Source organism: Acetobacterium sp. K1/6, from assembly GCF_034438075.1.
Classification (GTDB): domain Bacteria; phylum Bacillota; class Clostridia; order Eubacteriales; family Eubacteriaceae; genus Acetobacterium; species Acetobacterium carbinolicum.
The window spans coordinates 47,910-64,291 of sequence record NZ_JAXQGA010000021.1 but is presented as its reverse complement, the minus strand read 5'-3'; the positions used below and the strand labels follow the sequence as shown (position 1 = coordinate 64,291).

General features: G+C 42.7%; 12 protein-coding genes. 11 read left to right on the top strand and 1 reads right to left on the bottom strand.

Going from position 1 to position 16,382, the window contains the following annotated elements:
- Window positions 1–117: 117 nt before the first annotated feature.
- The 5 genes from U2P91_RS15225 (at window position 118) to U2P91_RS15205 (ending at window position 4,886) form a co-directional block, all read left to right on the top strand.
- Complete coding sequence (locus U2P91_RS15225) at window positions 118–687, top strand: hypothetical protein (protein WP_111888978.1); 570 nt, start codon at window positions 118–120, stop codon at window positions 685–687.
- Between the two features lie 146 nt (window positions 688–833).
- A complete protein-coding gene (locus U2P91_RS15220; RefSeq protein ID WP_111888979.1) occupies window positions 834–1,880 on the top strand; it encodes an inorganic phosphate transporter in 1,047 nt (348 codons plus the stop codon).
- A 15-nt stretch (window positions 1,881–1,895) separates the two neighbouring features.
- The gene (locus tag U2P91_RS15215; RefSeq protein WP_111888980.1) at window positions 1,896–2,519 is read left to right on the top strand and encodes a DUF47 domain-containing protein; all 624 of its coding nucleotides are present in this window, start codon (window positions 1,896–1,898) and stop codon (window positions 2,517–2,519) included.
- 185 nt (window positions 2,520–2,704) lie between these two features.
- Window positions 2,705–4,522, top strand: a complete 1,818-nt coding sequence (locus U2P91_RS15210) for a S8 family serine peptidase (protein WP_242988518.1) — start codon at window positions 2,705–2,707, stop codon at window positions 4,520–4,522.
- A 106-nt stretch (window positions 4,523–4,628) separates the two neighbouring features.
- Complete coding sequence (locus U2P91_RS15205; RefSeq protein ID WP_111888981.1) at window positions 4,629–4,886, top strand: RDAC family protein; 258 nt, start codon at window positions 4,629–4,631, stop codon at window positions 4,884–4,886.
- Between the two features lie 95 nt (window positions 4,887–4,981).
- Here U2P91_RS15205 and U2P91_RS15200 read toward each other — a convergent pair whose 3' ends face one another.
- Complete coding sequence (locus U2P91_RS15200) at window positions 4,982–6,400, bottom strand: sigma-54 interaction domain-containing protein (protein WP_111888982.1); 1,419 nt, start codon at window positions 6,398–6,400, stop codon at window positions 4,982–4,984.
- Between the two features lie 468 nt (window positions 6,401–6,868).
- On the opposite strand from U2P91_RS15200, the gene mtgA reads away from it, so the two are divergent.
- The 6 genes from mtgA to U2P91_RS15170 all read left to right on the top strand — a co-directional run bounded on the left by mtgA (window position 6,869) and on the right by U2P91_RS15170 (window position 16,379).
- A complete protein-coding gene (gene mtgA, locus U2P91_RS15195; protein ID WP_111888983.1) occupies window positions 6,869–7,789 on the top strand; it encodes a [methyl-Co(III) glycine betaine-specific corrinoid protein]--tetrahydrofolate methyltransferase MtgA in 921 nt (306 codons plus the stop codon).
- Window positions 7,790–7,831: 42 nt separating this feature from the next.
- Window positions 7,832–9,400, top strand: a complete 1,569-nt coding sequence (locus U2P91_RS15190; protein ID WP_322519951.1) for a glycine betaine uptake BCCT transporter — start codon at window positions 7,832–7,834, stop codon at window positions 9,398–9,400.
- Window positions 9,401–9,426: 26 nt separating this feature from the next.
- Entirely contained in the window at window positions 9,427–10,857 is a 1,431-nt protein-coding gene (mtgB, locus tag U2P91_RS15185) for a glycine betaine--corrinoid protein methyltransferase (protein ID WP_322519950.1), read from the top strand.
- A gap of 27 nt (window positions 10,858–10,884) precedes the next feature.
- Window positions 10,885–11,532, top strand: coding sequence for a glycine betaine-specific corrinoid protein MtgC (mtgC, locus tag U2P91_RS15180; RefSeq protein ID WP_322519949.1), 648 nt, complete (start codon window positions 10,885–10,887; stop codon window positions 11,530–11,532).
- Window positions 11,533–11,635: 103 nt separating this feature from the next.
- The gene (locus U2P91_RS15175; RefSeq protein ID WP_305781825.1) at window positions 11,636–13,096 is read left to right on the top strand and encodes a glycine betaine uptake BCCT transporter; all 1,461 of its coding nucleotides are present in this window, start codon (window positions 11,636–11,638) and stop codon (window positions 13,094–13,096) included.
- A gap of 238 nt (window positions 13,097–13,334) precedes the next feature.
- Window positions 13,335–16,379 carry a methyl-accepting chemotaxis protein gene (locus U2P91_RS15170; protein ID WP_322519948.1) on the top strand — a complete coding sequence of 1,015 codons (3,045 nt, stop codon included), beginning with the start codon at window positions 13,335–13,337 and terminating at the stop codon, window positions 16,377–16,379.
- Window positions 16,380–16,382 lie beyond the last annotated feature (3 nt).

Here is a 16,382-nt window from a genome sequence, read left to right as displayed (position 1 = left end):
CTGCCTAATCAAAACGCGAAAGGAGATTTATCTAAAAATTTCTAATTTCGTGTCTTGACAAGCGTGTACATTATACTGATTCCAGTAATTTGGGTAAAGAAAGATGAGGATCATAAAATGAATCGATTAAAGTTTTCTTTAGTGGTAGGAATTACCGTGACGTTGGTTTTAGTCTTGTCAGGCTGCGGCAGTAATGCGAATAGTGGTAGTGCTGGTCAGTCTAATCTTTCAAGAGATACTGTTTATGAGTTTTATGATGCGGTGCAATTGGACCAGACAAAGCAACAGGTGGATGCGGAATTAGGCGTTACGCCAACCGAAAGCACTCAAATTGGGAATGTCTTTACGTATGTGAATAATGATACCGGTTTTGGGGTGAGTGTTATGTTTGATGAAAATGGAATGGCCACAAGTAAAACCTTGTTTTATTCACTGACTAAAGATCTGGCTTTTTTAACAACGAAAGCAGTGACTAAGGAACAGGCAGAAAGTATACCTGAGGGTGCCACATATGATGAAGTAAAAAATATTCTAGGCGGAGAGGGAACCGAAACCAGTGTCACCCAGATTCCCTTTGAAGATAATAAGTTAAGCTACATAAGGGTGTGGATCAATCAGGATGGCACTATGCTTCAGATCGTTTTTTTAACGGATGGAACGATCGGCAACGTGAAGTTTTTCAATTAACGAGAAACCAAAATGTCTCAATTTGCCTTTGGGCCGATTGAGACATTTTTTTTGGGAAAGCGCAGTTCTTGTTGCGTCTTTGCTAATGTGCTGATATAGTAGGAAAAATAAATGTGAGAAACAAATATATATATAGGAGCAAAAAAATGATAACGGTCAGTGCAACAATCATATTAATTTCAGTTATAATAATCGGGCTTATTTTTGCTTTGACAAATGGGCTTCATGATGCCAGTTCAGTGGTAGCCACCTTTATCAATTGCGGAGCGGCCAGTCCCAAACAGGCAATTGCAGTGGCATCTTTTTTTGGATTGGTCGGAGCAGTGATTGGTGGGAACTTGGTGGCGGATGCTATCTCAGAGTTAATTGATTTGCCAACTGACACCGCCTTATTAACGGTTCTGTTTGCTGCTGTTTTTGGAGCCACCTTATGGAATTTAATTACCTGGAAATTAGGTTTGCCCTCCAGTTCCACCCATGCATTAGTTGGCGGAATAATCGGTGCTGTGATGGTATCATCAGGATACGAACACATTTTGTGGGGATGGGCGGAGCTAGTTAGCGAGGGTCACCAAATTACCGGGATTGTAAAAGTGATGATGGCCTTGTTTTTATCACCGTTTATCGGTTTTATGATTGCGTTTTTTCTGGAAAAAGTGACGAAATTTATTTTGCGAAATGCCAGGGTTTCTATTAACAGGAAGATTAATAAAATACAATGGTTAGTCGTGGCGGGTCTTTCTTATAGCCACGGATCCAATGATACCCAAAAAATTATTGGACTTTTTACGCTGGCTTTGGCCGCGTGGAGCGGAACTGCCATTCACACGGCGCCTCTGTGGGTACGAGGGAGTGGCGGAATTGTCATGTTTCTGGGCACCCTGCTGGGTGGCTGGAGCATTATGAAGACCTTGGGGCGAGGGATTTTTGATATTAAGCCGCTGCATAGCTTAAATTCGCAATTGTCCTCGGTGGCTTCGATTTTCGGAGCAACCCTGGTTGGGGCACCGGTCTCCACCACCCATGTGGTGGTCGGCGGGATTATGGGTGTTGGCGCCGGAGATGAATACAAAATGGTGAATTGGGGAATTGTTAAAGAAATTCTGGTCGCGTGGTGCATCACCATTCCCTTATCAGCAGTAGTATCGGCCCTGATCTATACCATAACAACGATGATTTTTAAGGTTATCTAGAGGGAGAATAGAATAATGGAAAAAAGAAATATTATTGATCGGATTTTTCCGATTAAGTATCATTTTCATCAGATGCTGTTGATGCAGGCGCAAAGCAATGCATCCGGGGTGGAAGCCCTGTACAATTGGTTGAATAGTAGTGCCGACAAAGACAGCCAGGCATTGTTGGACTGCGTTAAAGAAGCGGACACCATTCGGATGGAGATGGAAAAAAACCTGACCGAAGCATTTGTTACCCCCTTTGACCGCGGTGATATTTACTCGATATCAGTTGGTATGAATCGAGTTCTAAAATATGCCCAATCAACCCTGGTTTCAATGAAGACCTTTGATGTGAAAGCCAATGATACCATTATCAGTATGGTTGAACAATTAAAAAGAGGGGTAGAAATTTTTGCCGAAGCAGTCAGCGATCTGAAAAAGAATCATGGTAAGTCGGAAGAAGCGGTGGTTAAAATGCGAGCGACCCACCGAGAAATTGAAAAGCTCTACATGGATGGTATGGTGTTTGTATTTGCCGGGGCTGATCCAATGACAGCGATAAAAAAACGCGAAGTCTATCATCATATCAAAGATGCGTCAACAAACCTGGAGGAAACGGTGGATGTGTTGCACCGGATTATTGTCCGATTGTCCTAGTGAGTAGTAGGAACACAGCGTTTAATATTAAAATCCTTAAGCATTATCTGAAATGATAGCAGAATATAAAGAACTTATGTTATAGTAATATATCCTAAATAGAGCAGATACGACAGAAATAAAGCATTACATCATAAAAGGATGATAAGAACAAAACCATACCAGCGGTGCGAAGGGTGAACAGCATGAATAATAAATTGTTAAAAATAACACGATGGCTGGCAATAATGATTGTTTTCTTCTTGCTGTTTCCAGCGGGAAGTCAAGCAGAAGACTTAGTTAATCCGGGTAGTCAATCCGTTTTGAAGACAACACCGGATGATCAGAGTATGTCGTTAAACGAAGGATTACAACAGGGAAGCGAAACACCCACTGAGATCAAAACCTTAGAACAGATACCAGAGATTAATACCGATGAAAACCTGGATCAGCAGATCGTTGTTATTTATAAAGAGGGTGGGGAAGATAATGTTAAAGACCTGGCTTTAACGGCCGAAACGGTTGTTGCCGGTGAGCAGGTCTCCAATCGGGTGGATCTTATTGAAGTCAGCGAAGAAACAGATGCAGAGGCCATGATGGCGAATCTGGCACAAAATCCTAATGTGTTGGCAGTGGATAAAAACGACAAAATCGAAGTGAGCGCCCTTCCTAGCGATCCCTATGTGGTGAGTGGTGCCGCCTGGCAGTTTAGTCGGATTGGTGCTGACCAGACCTGGGATCAGATTTCGAACGCTGACCCAGTAGTGGTGGCGGTCATTGATACCGGTTTAAATCTTAGTCATCCAGATCTTATCGGCAATACCGTTACGGGATATGATTTTGTAGCCGGAAAGCCCCAGGTTGTCGATTTGTCAGGTCACGGGACTGCGGTTAGCGGATGCATTGCAGCCGTTACTAATAATGGCGTTGGCACTGCCGGGATCTCCGGATTAGCCAATATAAAAATTGCCCCCTACCGGGCGGGTGGTACATACAGTGGCGATACTAAGCTGGACGTGGCTTATATTTGTGCGGCACTACTCGAAGCGGCAAAGCGGCCAGAGGTTAAGGTAATTAATTTGAGTTTTGGTGGTTATGGAACCTTTTCTTCTCTGGCGGTGGCTGTCAATGAGGCTGTCAGCGCCGGGAAAATCGTGGTGGCGGCTTCAGGAAATGAAGGCGAATCCTGGAATGTCCGGGTGGGTCAGTATTCCTACCCGGCATCTTACGACCATGTCATTTCAGTGGGAGCCATCAATAAGGACAATCTCCGGGCTTCGTTTTCGCAATACAATGACCGGGTGGATTTGTGTGCTCCGGGTCAATCTGTTTTAACCACCGCCAAAAGCGGCGGGTACGAGTATGCCAGTGGTACCTCTTTTTCCAGTCCCATTGTCGCTGGAGCCTGTGCGGTGCTGATCGCAGCCGATCCCAGTTTAACGGCTGAAACAGTTGAGACCATTCTTAAAAGCACGGCCCTGGATTTAGGAACAGCAGGCAGTGATTCTTACTATGGCAGCGGCTTGATTCAGTTAAATACAGCAGTAGCCTCGATCACTTCTAATGAAACAACAGGCATTACCTATCGCACTCATGTCCAGAATGTGGGCTGGCAAGGCTGGCGAAGTGATGGCCAGAGCAGTGGCACTTCCGGTCAGTCGTTACGGCTGGAAGGCATCGAAATCAAGACCGATAAATTAGGTTATAATCTTGGCATTGAATACCAGACTCATGTTCAAAATATTGGCTGGCAGGGTTTTAAAAGTGACGGCCAAACCAGTGGAACCTACGGTCAATCGCTACGATTAGAGGCCATTCAAATTCGGCTCACCGGAGCGGACGCACCCAACTATGATGTTTATTACCGGGTTCACAGTCAGAACTATGGTTGGCTGGACTGGGCTAAAAATGGCGCAAGTTCAGGAACGCAAGGGAAGGGCTTAAGGCTTGAAGCTATCGAAATAAAAGTTGTCCCCAAAGATGCTGCGCCGCCGGGATCAACTAGTCGACCGTTTGTTATATAAAAAATAATAAGTGGTTAAATTTTGAATAAAGTTGACTAACGGGGGTAAACTATCTAATAGAGATCAAATAGTGATCAAGTAAATATTAGGAAAGGAGTATCTGGAGATGATTATTACCTGGGACAATATCAGTGAAGTGAACCGCCGCATTAAAGAGCGCGATCTGGACTACAAGGTTCATTTAAGTGATGCCTGTGGCGGACAGAGCATGTGGATAGAAGCTTTGAATAAGGATAATCGTTTTGACAATTTGGATGATTTGAACGGTTTGATACAGGATTACTTTTTGGAGATTCATGCCGATGTAGAGTTCAGCTGGGACAAAAAATCCTTTTGGTCAAAAGATCGTTCCCTGATATTTTGATTGGAAGTCGTTTTAATTATAATTAATGGGGTGACCCATACAAATTGAGACACCACAAACAAGGAGCGTTTCCGGGCCCCTTGCTTGTGGTGTTGCTATTTTTTGACATATTTATTAACCAGACGATAAGCGGTGGTTTGGCTTAAGCCCAAAGAATCGGCCAGATCGTTTATATTGTCGTAAATTTCATAATAGTCTTCAATAATTCCGCGTTTATAATTTTCCACCAGATCATCAAAAATGATTTTCTTTTTATTAATACTTTCTTTTGTTACAAAGGCAGCTACCTGTTCAGGCAATTTGTCACTGCCAATAACACTGCCAAGACTCATGACTGCCATTTGCTCGACGGCATTTTTTAGCTGACGGACATTTCCCGGCCAGTCATATTGGATCAAGGCTTCAATAACCGGATTAGAAAAAACCTTGTTCTGATTATACTTTTTATTGTATTCCTTTAGATAATACTGGGCAATGGGGAAAATATCATCCCGCCGCTCCCGTAGTGATGGTACCGTTTGGGTGATCCCATTGATGCGCCAATACAAGTCTTCCCGAAAGACGTTTTTGGCGACCTGTTCTTCCAGATTTTTATTAGTGGCGGTAATAATTCGGGTGTTGACCATTTTTTTCTCTAATCCCCCTACCGAAGTAAAGCGCTGGTTCTCCAGGAAATCCAGGAGTTTGACCTGAATATTAGGTTGGAGTTCTCCGATTTCATCAAGAAACAAGGTACCGTGATTGGCCATTTCTACCAATCCCTTTTTGCCTTTGGGGCTGGCGCCGGTGAAGGCATAGGGAACATACCCAAAGAGTTCGCTTTCAATAAGATTGTCGGGAATCGAAGCACAATTGATGGAAATAAAGGGATTGGCTTTGCGGGGGCTGCAATCATGAATAAATTTGGCAATCAGACTTTTACCTACCCCACTTTCACCCAGCAGTAAAATCGGAATATCCGATTTGGCGGCCTTCTTCAATTTGTGCAGAGTCTGGTAGAGAATATAACTGCGACCAACAATATTGTTACTCGCTTTGGTCCGCTCTTCCCGAGAGCCCTTTTTATCTTTAATCTCATCATCGGTTAATTTTTCCTGATTCAGGTAATCCAGATCAAACTCAACAAAAGATTCCCGCTTTAGGGTGTTATAAACCAGCATAACCAATTCGTGATCAGGATTATAAAGCGGTGTCGTAATGGTAATGTGCTCTTCGTCGGTCAGGAGAGAGCGCTGTCGGGAGATAATCGTGTGTTTTTTTTCAATGGCAGTGGCAGTGGACGGCGGTGTCCAGAAGCCCTGGAAGGAGGTTAAAAAATTAAGTTTCCACATTTTTTCTGCCGGAATCCCATGGTACTCCAGACAGGCCGGATTGGCGTAAAGAACATTACCATCCTTATCGGTTACGGTGACTTCAATAAAACTGTTTTCCAAGATATCCAGAAAAAATTCACTGGAAAGGGTTTTTAGATAGTCCGCATATTCCGGACTATGGTTCATTTCGTTTGTTATCATGCTATTTCCTCGTTCTTATATTTATATTGGGGTCTTTATTGCCTGTTTTTTATTTAAGAGTACATCAATCAATCATTCTTATCAGTTAAAATCGTTTTCATCACTACAACTTGATGATAAATCAAATGATTCGAATTAACAAGAGCAAAAAAACAGTTATTTCCAATAATGAAAAAATAAAAGCTAACTTTTTCATTATTGGAAATAATATTTGCGTTACGAAAGACGGCAAATAGCCAGTTGATCGAAATAAGCGCTTTTATTCATGTTGGCACGATTATTGCGATATATAACAGCAAGAATTAACATAACATCTCGTAAATAAGTAAGAAAGGAGAAAAGTGTAATCGTTTAGGCTGCGAGAAAGAAAAAACAGGGTCCATGACTAATACAGACAGGAATAGGACAATTGTTTTTTATGTTGTGAATTTTGCAATAATTAATTATAAGTTTATGAAGGAGACAAAAATGTTTAGATTTACAGCAGATCAGTTTGTTTATGATATTAATGGAACTAAGATTGGTGGACAGCCTGGGGAGTATCCCACCGTTTTAATTGGGAGTATTTTTTATCGCGGTCATAAGATAACCAAAGATTCAGAAAAAGGGTTGTTTGATGAAACAGCAGCCAAAGATTTACTGGATAAAGAAGCGGAACTATCAGCCGAAACCGGTAATCCCAGAATTGTCGATGTATTAGGGGATACCGAGGTCGCTCTGACCAAACATGTCGAGTTTGTCCTAAAGCACACCACTTCTCCAATTTTGCTTGACAGCCCCAGCCCGGAGGTGCGAATTGAAACACTCAAACATTTTGCTAACGATCCAGTGGCGATGAGTCGAATTATTTACAACTCATTGGAAGAAAGTTGTACCGAGCATGAGTTGGAAGTCATGAAAGAGTGTGGTGTTAAGACGGCGGTTGTTCTGGCCTTCAGTAAAAAACATTTACAGCCAGCCAAACGCGTGAAACTGCTGATCGGCGATGAAAAAAACGAAGGGCTGTTGACCAAGGCTAAACGAGCTGGTGTTGAGCAATTTCTGATTGATCCCGGGGTTCTGGATGTTGCCAGTAGCAGTTGGACGGCCATGGCAATCCGAGATATTAAAGAACAACATGGTTTTCCCGGTGGATGTGCTTCATCGAACGCCCTCTATTTATGGAAAAAAATGCGATCAAAAGGCAGTCCTTATTTTGAAGCGGCCGGCGCTTCGGTCTTTACTTTTCCATTGACTCACGGTGCTGATTTTATTTTATATGGACCAATGGCCAATGCCGCCTGGGTGTATCAAGCCGCTGCGACCACCGATGCGATGTTGTCTTATTGCAATAAGATCACCGGAACAAAACTGGGGACACTGGAAACACCGCTGATGAAAATTTTCTAAAAACTTTGAACCAAATCTAAAATAAGAGGAGGAGTAACTAAAATGCAAGAAAAAACGACAAAGAATCGAACAGTGTTGTATATTTCAGCAGCAATCGCTATCGTTTTTGTATTAGCTAGTATGCTTTTTACTGAAGGTACTACAGCCGTATTTAATCTGTTAAATTCATTTATTACAACGTCTTTTGGATGGTTGTATTTATTGGCAGTCGGGATATTTATTGTGTTTGCCATCGGTGTTGCCATCAGTCCATTTGGAAAAATTATATTGGGTAAGGATGATGATAAACCTGAATTTACTAACTTCCAATGGTTTTCAATGTTATTTGGCGGTGGGATGGGAATTGGTTTGGTATTCTGGTCGGTATCGGAACCGATTATGCATTATCTGAGTCCGCCCGTTGGAGAAGGGGGAACTCAGGCAGCAATGGAAATAGCCATGCGAACCACCTTCTTCCACTGGGGATTGCATCCATGGGTAGTCTTTGCAATTGGCGGTTTGGGACTGGCATATTTTCAATTTAGAAAAGACTTGCCATTCTTGATCAGTTCAGCTTTCTATCCATTGATTGGTGAAAAAATACATGGACCAATCGGTAAAACGATCGACATTCTGGCAGTTTTTGCAACGATTTTCGGTGTCGCAACAAGCTTGGGTTTTGGAGCAACTCAAATTGCTACTGGTTTGCAATACATATGGGGGATTCAATCCTCGCCAATGGTGATTTCGATCATTATTGCTGTGATGACAGCAATCTTTACTTTAGCAACAATATCAGGACTGCATAAGGCAATGCAAGCCGCAGCTAATATAAAAATCTGGCTTTCAATTGGATTTATGGTTTTTATCTTTATTTTTGGCGGCAGCGTGTTTATTTTAAATAATTTCACGAATTCATTAGGCGCTTATCTGCAGAACATTGTCGGTCAAACTTTCTGGATGGGGAATGTTGAATGGTTAAACGGCTGGACCGTCTTCTATTGGGCATGGTGGATTGCCTGGGCTCCATTTGTGGGACAGTTCGTTGCACGTGTATCTAAAGGCAGAAGCATTCGCGAATTTATTTTAGCCGTAGCCTTACTTCCTTCTGGTTTTTCTCTGATTTGGATTGCAATTTACGGCGGTGCCGCATTTAATTTAAATGCAATCTCCGGTGGCGCAATCGAAGCGGCAGTTAGTGCCGATTATACCACCGCACTATACGCTCTTTTGCAACAATTACCACTCTATGGCATTACGTCAATCCTAGCGATTTTCCTGATTTTAATCTGCTTTGTTGGAGCAGCGAACTCAGCAACCTATGTTTTAGCGATGCTGACATCAGACGGAGATATGGACCCGGACAAAAAATTAAGAGGTGGCTGGGGTATTGCCCAGGGCCTAATCACCATTATGTTAATTCTTGTGGGTGGAACTTCAGCCTTAAAAGCCTTGCAAACAGCGTCAATTGTCGCGGCATTCCCCTATATGCTGGTTATGATTGTCATGTGTTTTAGTATTCTCAAAGCGCTAAAAGCTGACTATGCTGAAACCCAGTTAAAACTTAATAAAAATGGATTTAAAGAAACAGCCGAAAGCCTACTGGCAGCAGATGTTTCAAACAAAGGTTAAAAAATTTAGAAAAGAGGTATTACAATATGTTACCAAAATTTGATGTCTTGACAGATGAACAAATTGATAAGATTCATAAAAACAGCCTGAAAATTCTTCAGGAAATTGGTGTTGAATTCTCTTATGATCCAGCTATTGAAGTGTTTAAAAAACATGGTCAGCGGGTTGAAGGTCATCGGGTATTTTTAGATCCGGACTTTGTCGAGAACATGGTTGAAAAAGCACCCGCTCAATTTACCCTCCATGCCCGTAATCCCAAGCACAATTTAATTTGTGGTGGCAAAAACATTATGTATATGCCCGGTTATGGGGCACCCTTCGTCTATGATGCCGATGGCGGCAAACGGGATGCCACGATGGAAGATTACAACAATTTTGTTAAACTGGCCGGAGCCAGCAAAAACTTGCACATGACCGGCGGGACCGTGGTTGAACCAAGTGATGTTGAAGATGAGATCAGACATTTAAAAATGGCTTATAGTCATATCATTAATTCAGATAAATGTTTTATGGGCAGTTCTTCTGGTTATGAGCACGCCCGAGATTGCATTGAATTAACGGCAGTCCTCCATGGCGGTTTGGATGTGATTAAGGAAAAACCAGCCCTGATCTGCTTAGTTAACTCGGTGACGCCCCTTAAATACGATGACCGGATGCTTGGTGGATTAATGGCCTATGCCGAAGCTGGACAGCCGATGGTAATTGCTTCACTGGTTATGGCAGGATCAACCGGTCCGGCAACGCTGGCTGGAGCCATGTCGCTTCAGAATGCGGAAGTACTGGCCGGGATTACCCTGACTCAGTGCATTAATCCGGGGACACCAGTGGTTTATGGCTCAACCTCGGCAGTAACCGATATGTCAACCGGATCGTTATCGATCGGAAATCCGGAGAATGCCTTGTTTACATCAGCCAGTGCCCAGTTTGCCCGATTCTATGGCGTACCCTGCCGAGGTGGCGGGGGCTTAACTGATGCTAAAACTGTTGATGCTCAGGCTGGTTATGAATCGATGATGGTTCTCTTTGCCGCCAGCACCACAGGAGTGAATTTCGTTCTGCATACAGCCGGAATTCTTCAATACTACATGGCGATGTCTTATGAAAAGTTTATGGTCGACGATGAAATCGCCGGGATGGTGCTACGTTACCTCAAAGGATTTGATACTGATAGTGATGAAAAAATGGCCTATGATGTGATTGAAACGGTTGGCCCAGGTGGTCACTTCCTGACGCAGAAACACACTCGTAAGAACTTTAAGACAGAATTTTTCAGACCTGCACTGAGTGACCGTCAATCCTTTGATGGCTGGTCAAAGGATTCGCTTGATACCAATCAACGGGCAAAATTAAAATGGCAGGAAGTTCTGGCCAGTTACACTCCGCCTGAACTGGATCCGGCAATCAAAGAAAAAGTTGAAGCATTCATTGAAAAACGATCGAAAGAATTATTGAAATAAAAAAACATAAAAAAAAGGAGAAAAATAATGAACCCAATATTTGAAGAAATTAAAGATGCAATTGTCGATGGTGATGAGGATTTAGCAATTGAGCTGGCCGAAAAAGTTGTTGCTGAAAAAATCGATCCGGTCCAGGCGGTACAGCTTGGTTTTATTAAAGGAATTGAAGAAGTTGGGGCAGCATGGACCAGCGGTGAAGCCTTTTTACCCGATGTAATGATGGCCGCTGATGCTATGAAAGCGGGAATGGATGTGCTGGAAGATGTTCTGGCAGCAGGCGAAGGCGAAGGCGCCTATGAAGATAAGGGTAAGATTATCCTTGGCACCGTTGAAGGGGATATCCATGATATCGGGAAAAATATTGTCGGCGCGCTATTAACCTCTGCTGGTTTTAAAGTCTATGATATCGGCATCGATCAGAAGGCTGAAGACTTTGTAGCCAAAGCAGATGAGATTGGGGCTAAGATTATCGCTGCCAGCGCATTATTGACAACTACGATGAAGTCTCAAAAAGTACTGGTCGAATATCTGGATCAAAAAGGCTTGCGTGATCAATATAAAATTATCATTGGTGGCGGACCAACCAGTGAAAAATGGGGTGAAGACATTGGTGCTGATGGTTGGGCCGAAACAGCCGATGAAGCCGTGGAACTCTGCAAACAACTACTGGGATAGAAAAAAAGATGATACAATAAAGAATTATTACAGAACAGGTGCCAGAATTTTATTAAAATTTTGGCGCCTTTCTATCATATAACGAAGTAGAAAGGAAGTGAATATGATGGTATTTTACATATCAATTGGTCTTATTCTGCTGTTTCTCATTTTTGGTTTTTTATTTCCGGAACAATTGCTGGAGATTACCAGTCAGATGTTTTCTTTTATCACCAATGATTTGGGCTGGCTTTATCTGGCAACGGTTCTGGGAATCTTAATTTTTTCTCTTTATCTGGCGTTTGGCAGGTTTGGAAAAATTCGCCTGGGTAGTGATGATGATCGTCCCGAGTATTCGAATTTTTCCTGGTTTGCCATGCTCTTTAGTGCTGGTATGGGGATTGGGCTGGTTTTCTGGGGTGTTGCTGAACCGGTTTTTCATTATGCCGAACCGCCGATGGGGATTGAACCGTCCTCTACTGAGTCAGCCATGATGGCTTTTCGCTATACTTTTTTACATTGGGGGCTTCACCCCTGGGCGATTTATGCTATCGTCGGATTGGCGCTGGCTTATGTTACCTTTCGAAAAAAAATGCCGTGTTTAATCAGTTCAACCCTCTACCCCCTGCTGGGTGAAAAGACCAAGGGGCCGATTGGACAGGGGATTGATATCCTGGCCTTGATTTTAACAGTAATTGGCGTTGCCACCTCCTTGGGGATGGGAGCCTTGCAAGTAAATGGTGGTTTAAATACCCTCTTTAATGTTCCCAACTCAATCGGCAGCCAGGTTATTATTATCGCTGTTATTACGGTTTTATTTTTAATCTCCGCGGCAACCGGTATCGATAAAGGCATAAAAATACTCAGCAACACCAATATTATTATTGCTGTGTTGCTGTTGCTGTTTTTATTTTTATTTGGTCCAACCGTTTTTATTCTCGACACCTTCTTTGTCAGTCTTAGCGGTTATATTCAGAACTTACTGCCAATGAGTTTGGCCTTATCACCGTTTGAAAAAGATCCCTGGGTTGGCGCATGGACGATTTTTTATTGGGCCTGGTGGCTTTCCTGGGGGCCGTTTGTGGGAACCTTTATTGCTCGAATATCGAAAGGCCGAACGGTGAAAGAATTTATTCTGGGTGTGATTATTCTGCCCGCCGTTTTTTGCTGTCTCTGGTTTACCGTTTTTGGCGGAACGGCCTTGTATTTCGAAATCTTTGTGGGTGTTGATATTGTTTCCCAGGTTATAAATGATATGACGGTGGGTTTGTTTGCCACCTTATCTTATTTGCCGATGGGGAAAATCGTCTCCTTTGTTGCAACGATACTGATTGTCACATTCTTTGTAACATCGGCAGATTCAGCAACTTTTGTCATCAGTATGTTCTCTCGAAACGGGGATTTGAATCCGGATACTAAAATTAAAATGATCTGGGGGACCTTGTTGTCATTAATGGCGATTGTACTGCTTTTTAGTGGTGGACTGGTCGCCATGAGAAATACCTCCATTATTATGGCACTGCCATTTTTAGGCATTATTATTTTAATGTGTGTGGCTATTTTTAAAGCGTTTAATAATGAATAGAAGATATAAAAGTTGACTTATTTAACGGGTAGAATAAGTGACTAAAGTTAATGAAGGACTTATCGTTTAGTTTAGCAAATCGTTTTCGCTATGAGTGAAAGTACTGTTTAACAACTTCGACTAGAAGTTTGTCTTTTATAAAAAATTTAACATAAATGCATTGCTGATAAGAACTACCATAATATATAATGAGTGAAATAAATTTAGAGTCATCGAAGCAAAAGAAAGAGGTTGAGGTTTGAAAGGGAATAAAAGTCATTTGAGAAAATCAAAGTCTATTCGGACAAGGCTGTTAATTGTACCACTGATTTGCGTACTGGCAGGGGTCTTTTTAATTGGTGCAATATCTTCGTATTTGACCAGAGACAGCTTGTTGGCTGAAATGAGAGAGAATGGATTTTCATCATCGCAGCGTTTTGTTGATCGAATTGAAGACAATACTGAAGCCGTTAAAACCATGAATGAAATGCTAGAAACCCAGATTCGCAGTGTCGGAAATATCATTTTTGCCAATCGGGACCGGGTCAACGATGAATATTTAACACAGTTGTCGGAACAAACCGGAATTAATCCCATTTATCTGTATAATCCGACAGGAACTATTTTTAATGCCGCTTACGGTGAATATATGGGATGGACAGTCCCCGCCGATCACCCCATTCATGATTTTATGGTCAGCGGGGCAACAGAACTGATGGAAGAAATCCGAGCTGACAGTGAAACCGGTAATCTGTTTAAATATGGTTATGTGCGAAATAGTAGCGGTGAATTTATTCAAGCTGGAGTATCGGCTGATCGGGTGCTGGAATTAACTGAAAAATTCGGGTATCAGGCCTTGATTGATGAATTGGTGTCGGACGAGAGCATTGTTTATGCGAGCTTTATTGACAGAGATTTGATCGGCGTGGCGGATAACAACAAGGATGACATTGGCGAAAGTTATCAGGACGATGAGACCATAAAAAAGGTCGCGCTTGATGGTGAAATGAGTGCCAAAGAGTTTTTTGATGAAGTGGAAAATGCCAACGTTTATGATGTCTTATATCCCGTTGTGATCAATGGGGAACTCGAAGGGGCTTTGAATATAGGCTATTCGATGAATAATGTTCAAGCCGCAATCACAAAAAATATTATGCTCATTGCTCTGGCGGGATTGTTTGTTTTTCTCATTTTGGGAGTAATCTTATATAAACTGTCAACGTCAATCACCAAACCCATTGCCAGTGTGAACCATATGATCAAAGAGATGGGAAAAGGTCATCTGGGCATTCGCCTAAACATGGATGCACAAGACGAGATTGGTGAAATGGCCATGACCATGGATACCTTTGCTGATGAACTTCAGAATGTTGTCATTGGCACGATGAATCAGATTTCTTCGGGTGATGTTTCAGCCGATATTGAAGAAAAAGACGAATTGGACGAAATTACCCCGGCCTTAAAACACACCATCAAAACCATCCGCGGCTTAATTGAGGAAGCAACCCGCCTGTCTCAAGCTGCTGTGGCCGGTAAGCTCGAGACAAGAGGTAATACAAAGGCTTTTGAAGGTGGTTTTAAAGATATTGTTGAAGGCGTCAATGCCACGCTTGATGCTGTGGTTGGACCGATCAATACGGCAGCGGAATATGTGGATCGGATTGGAAAAGGAGAAATTCCGGAAAAAATTACGCAAACTTATGCCGGCGACTTTGATAAACTCAAGCTAAGTATCAACGCCTGTATTGATGGCTTGGGGGCCCTGAAAGAAGGGAATCGCGTGTTGTCATTAATGAGTCAGAATGACTTAAGTCAGAGTATTGATACGCACTATCTGGGGATTTATGGAGAAATAGGCGAAGGGATTAATGCGGTTCACGGACAGCTGGTAAAAATTGTCAATATTGCGAATCATATTGAAGACGGCGAACTCAGTGACCTAAGAGAATTAAAATCCATTGGTAAACGAAGCGACAATGATACCCTGATTCCGAGCTTGATTGGTATGATGGAAAATATTGTTTTGCTGGTGGAAGAAACCCAAAAAATGACTGCTACGGCAGTCAAGGGGGATTTGCGTTTCAGAGGTGATCAAACACGCTTTACCGGGGAGTATGCAAAAGTCATTGAAGGATTCAACGAGACGTTGGATGCTGTAATTCGTCCAATCAGCGAAGCGTCAGAAACGCTAAAAGAGCTGGCGGCAGGCAATTTAAATACATCAATGCGCGGCGATTATCAGGGGGATCATGCCATTATTAAAGAAGATATGAACCAGACCATTGTTAATTTAAAGCGTTACGTCAATGAAATTACTTGTACCCTTGAAGAAATAAGCCGGGGAAACTTAGATCAAGAAATAACCTCTGTTTATACCGGCGACTTTCTGGCTATAAAAGAAGCGTTAAATGGTATTAGTTCCAGTCTAAGTACAACCATGACGGATATTGATGTGGCCGCAGCGCATGTAGAAATTGGTGCCAGACAGATTTCAGATGGGGGTCAGGCACTGGCTCAGGGAACCACTGAGCAGGCCAGCTCAATTCAGGAATTGACCGCTTCCATTGAAGAAGTAGCTGGTGAAACCAAGCAGAATGCCATCCGAGCGAGCGACGCCAATGAGCTGGCAGTAAGAGTCCGAAAAAATGCCGAAGTTGGTAATGGGCAAATGGCAAAAATGATTTCAGCGATGGGGGACATTGATGAATCGTCCAGTAATATTTCTAAAATTATTAAGGTCATCGATGATATCGCCTTCCAGACAAACATTCTGGCGTTAAATGCTGCGGTTGAAGCAGCCCGGGCCGGGCAGCATGGCAAAGGTTTTGCTGTCGTTGCTGAAGAAGTTAGAAGCCTGGCAGCACGGAGTGCCGAAGCCGCCAAAGAAACGACTGGACTCATTGAAGGATCGATCGAAAAGGTTGGAGTCGGGACGAAAATTGCCGATCAAACAGCAGAAAGTTTAAAAGAAATATTAGACGAAATTGAAAAGGTGACCAGTTTGGTGGGGAACATTGCCAGAGCTTCCAACGATCAGGCCGCCGAAATTGCCCAGATTACCCAGGGCATTGAGCAGGTTTCCGAGGTGGTTCAAACGAATTCAGCGACTGCCGAAGAAAGTGCTGCATCCAGTGAAGAATTATCGGGGCAGGCAGAAATGCTTAAGGTGATGGTCGGAGCCTTTAAGCTTAAGGATCAAACCAAGCAGAGAAATGAGAGCTACCTTGACAAGACTGATGATAAAAAAGAGGCGCGATCGCAGCCAAAGATTGTTTTAGACGACTTGGAACTTGATAAATACTAGAAA

Coding starts and splice junctions, on each gene's coding strand:
- U2P91_RS15210 (WP_242988518.1), top strand. CDS start 2,705: ATGAATAATAAATTGTTAAAAATAACACGATGGCTGGCAATAATGATT.
- mtgB (WP_322519950.1), top strand. CDS start 9,427: ATGTTACCAAAATTTGATGTCTTGACAGATGAACAAATTGATAAGATT.
- U2P91_RS15205 (WP_111888981.1), top strand. CDS start 4,629: ATGATTATTACCTGGGACAATATCAGTGAAGTGAACCGCCGCATTAAA.
- U2P91_RS15175 (WP_305781825.1), top strand. CDS start 11,636: ATGATGGTATTTTACATATCAATTGGTCTTATTCTGCTGTTTCTCATT.
- U2P91_RS15190 (WP_322519951.1), top strand. CDS start 7,832: ATGCAAGAAAAAACGACAAAGAATCGAACAGTGTTGTATATTTCAGCA.
- mtgC (WP_322519949.1), top strand. CDS start 10,885: ATGAACCCAATATTTGAAGAAATTAAAGATGCAATTGTCGATGGTGAT.
- U2P91_RS15220 (WP_111888979.1), top strand. CDS start 834: ATGATAACGGTCAGTGCAACAATCATATTAATTTCAGTTATAATAATC.
- U2P91_RS15225 (WP_111888978.1), top strand. CDS start 118: ATGAATCGATTAAAGTTTTCTTTAGTGGTAGGAATTACCGTGACGTTG.
- mtgA (WP_111888983.1), top strand. CDS start 6,869: ATGTTTAGATTTACAGCAGATCAGTTTGTTTATGATATTAATGGAACT.
- U2P91_RS15200 (WP_111888982.1), bottom strand. CDS start 6,400: ATGATAACAAACGAAATGAACCATAGTCCGGAATATGCGGACTATCTA.
- U2P91_RS15215 (WP_111888980.1), top strand. CDS start 1,896: ATGGAAAAAAGAAATATTATTGATCGGATTTTTCCGATTAAGTATCAT.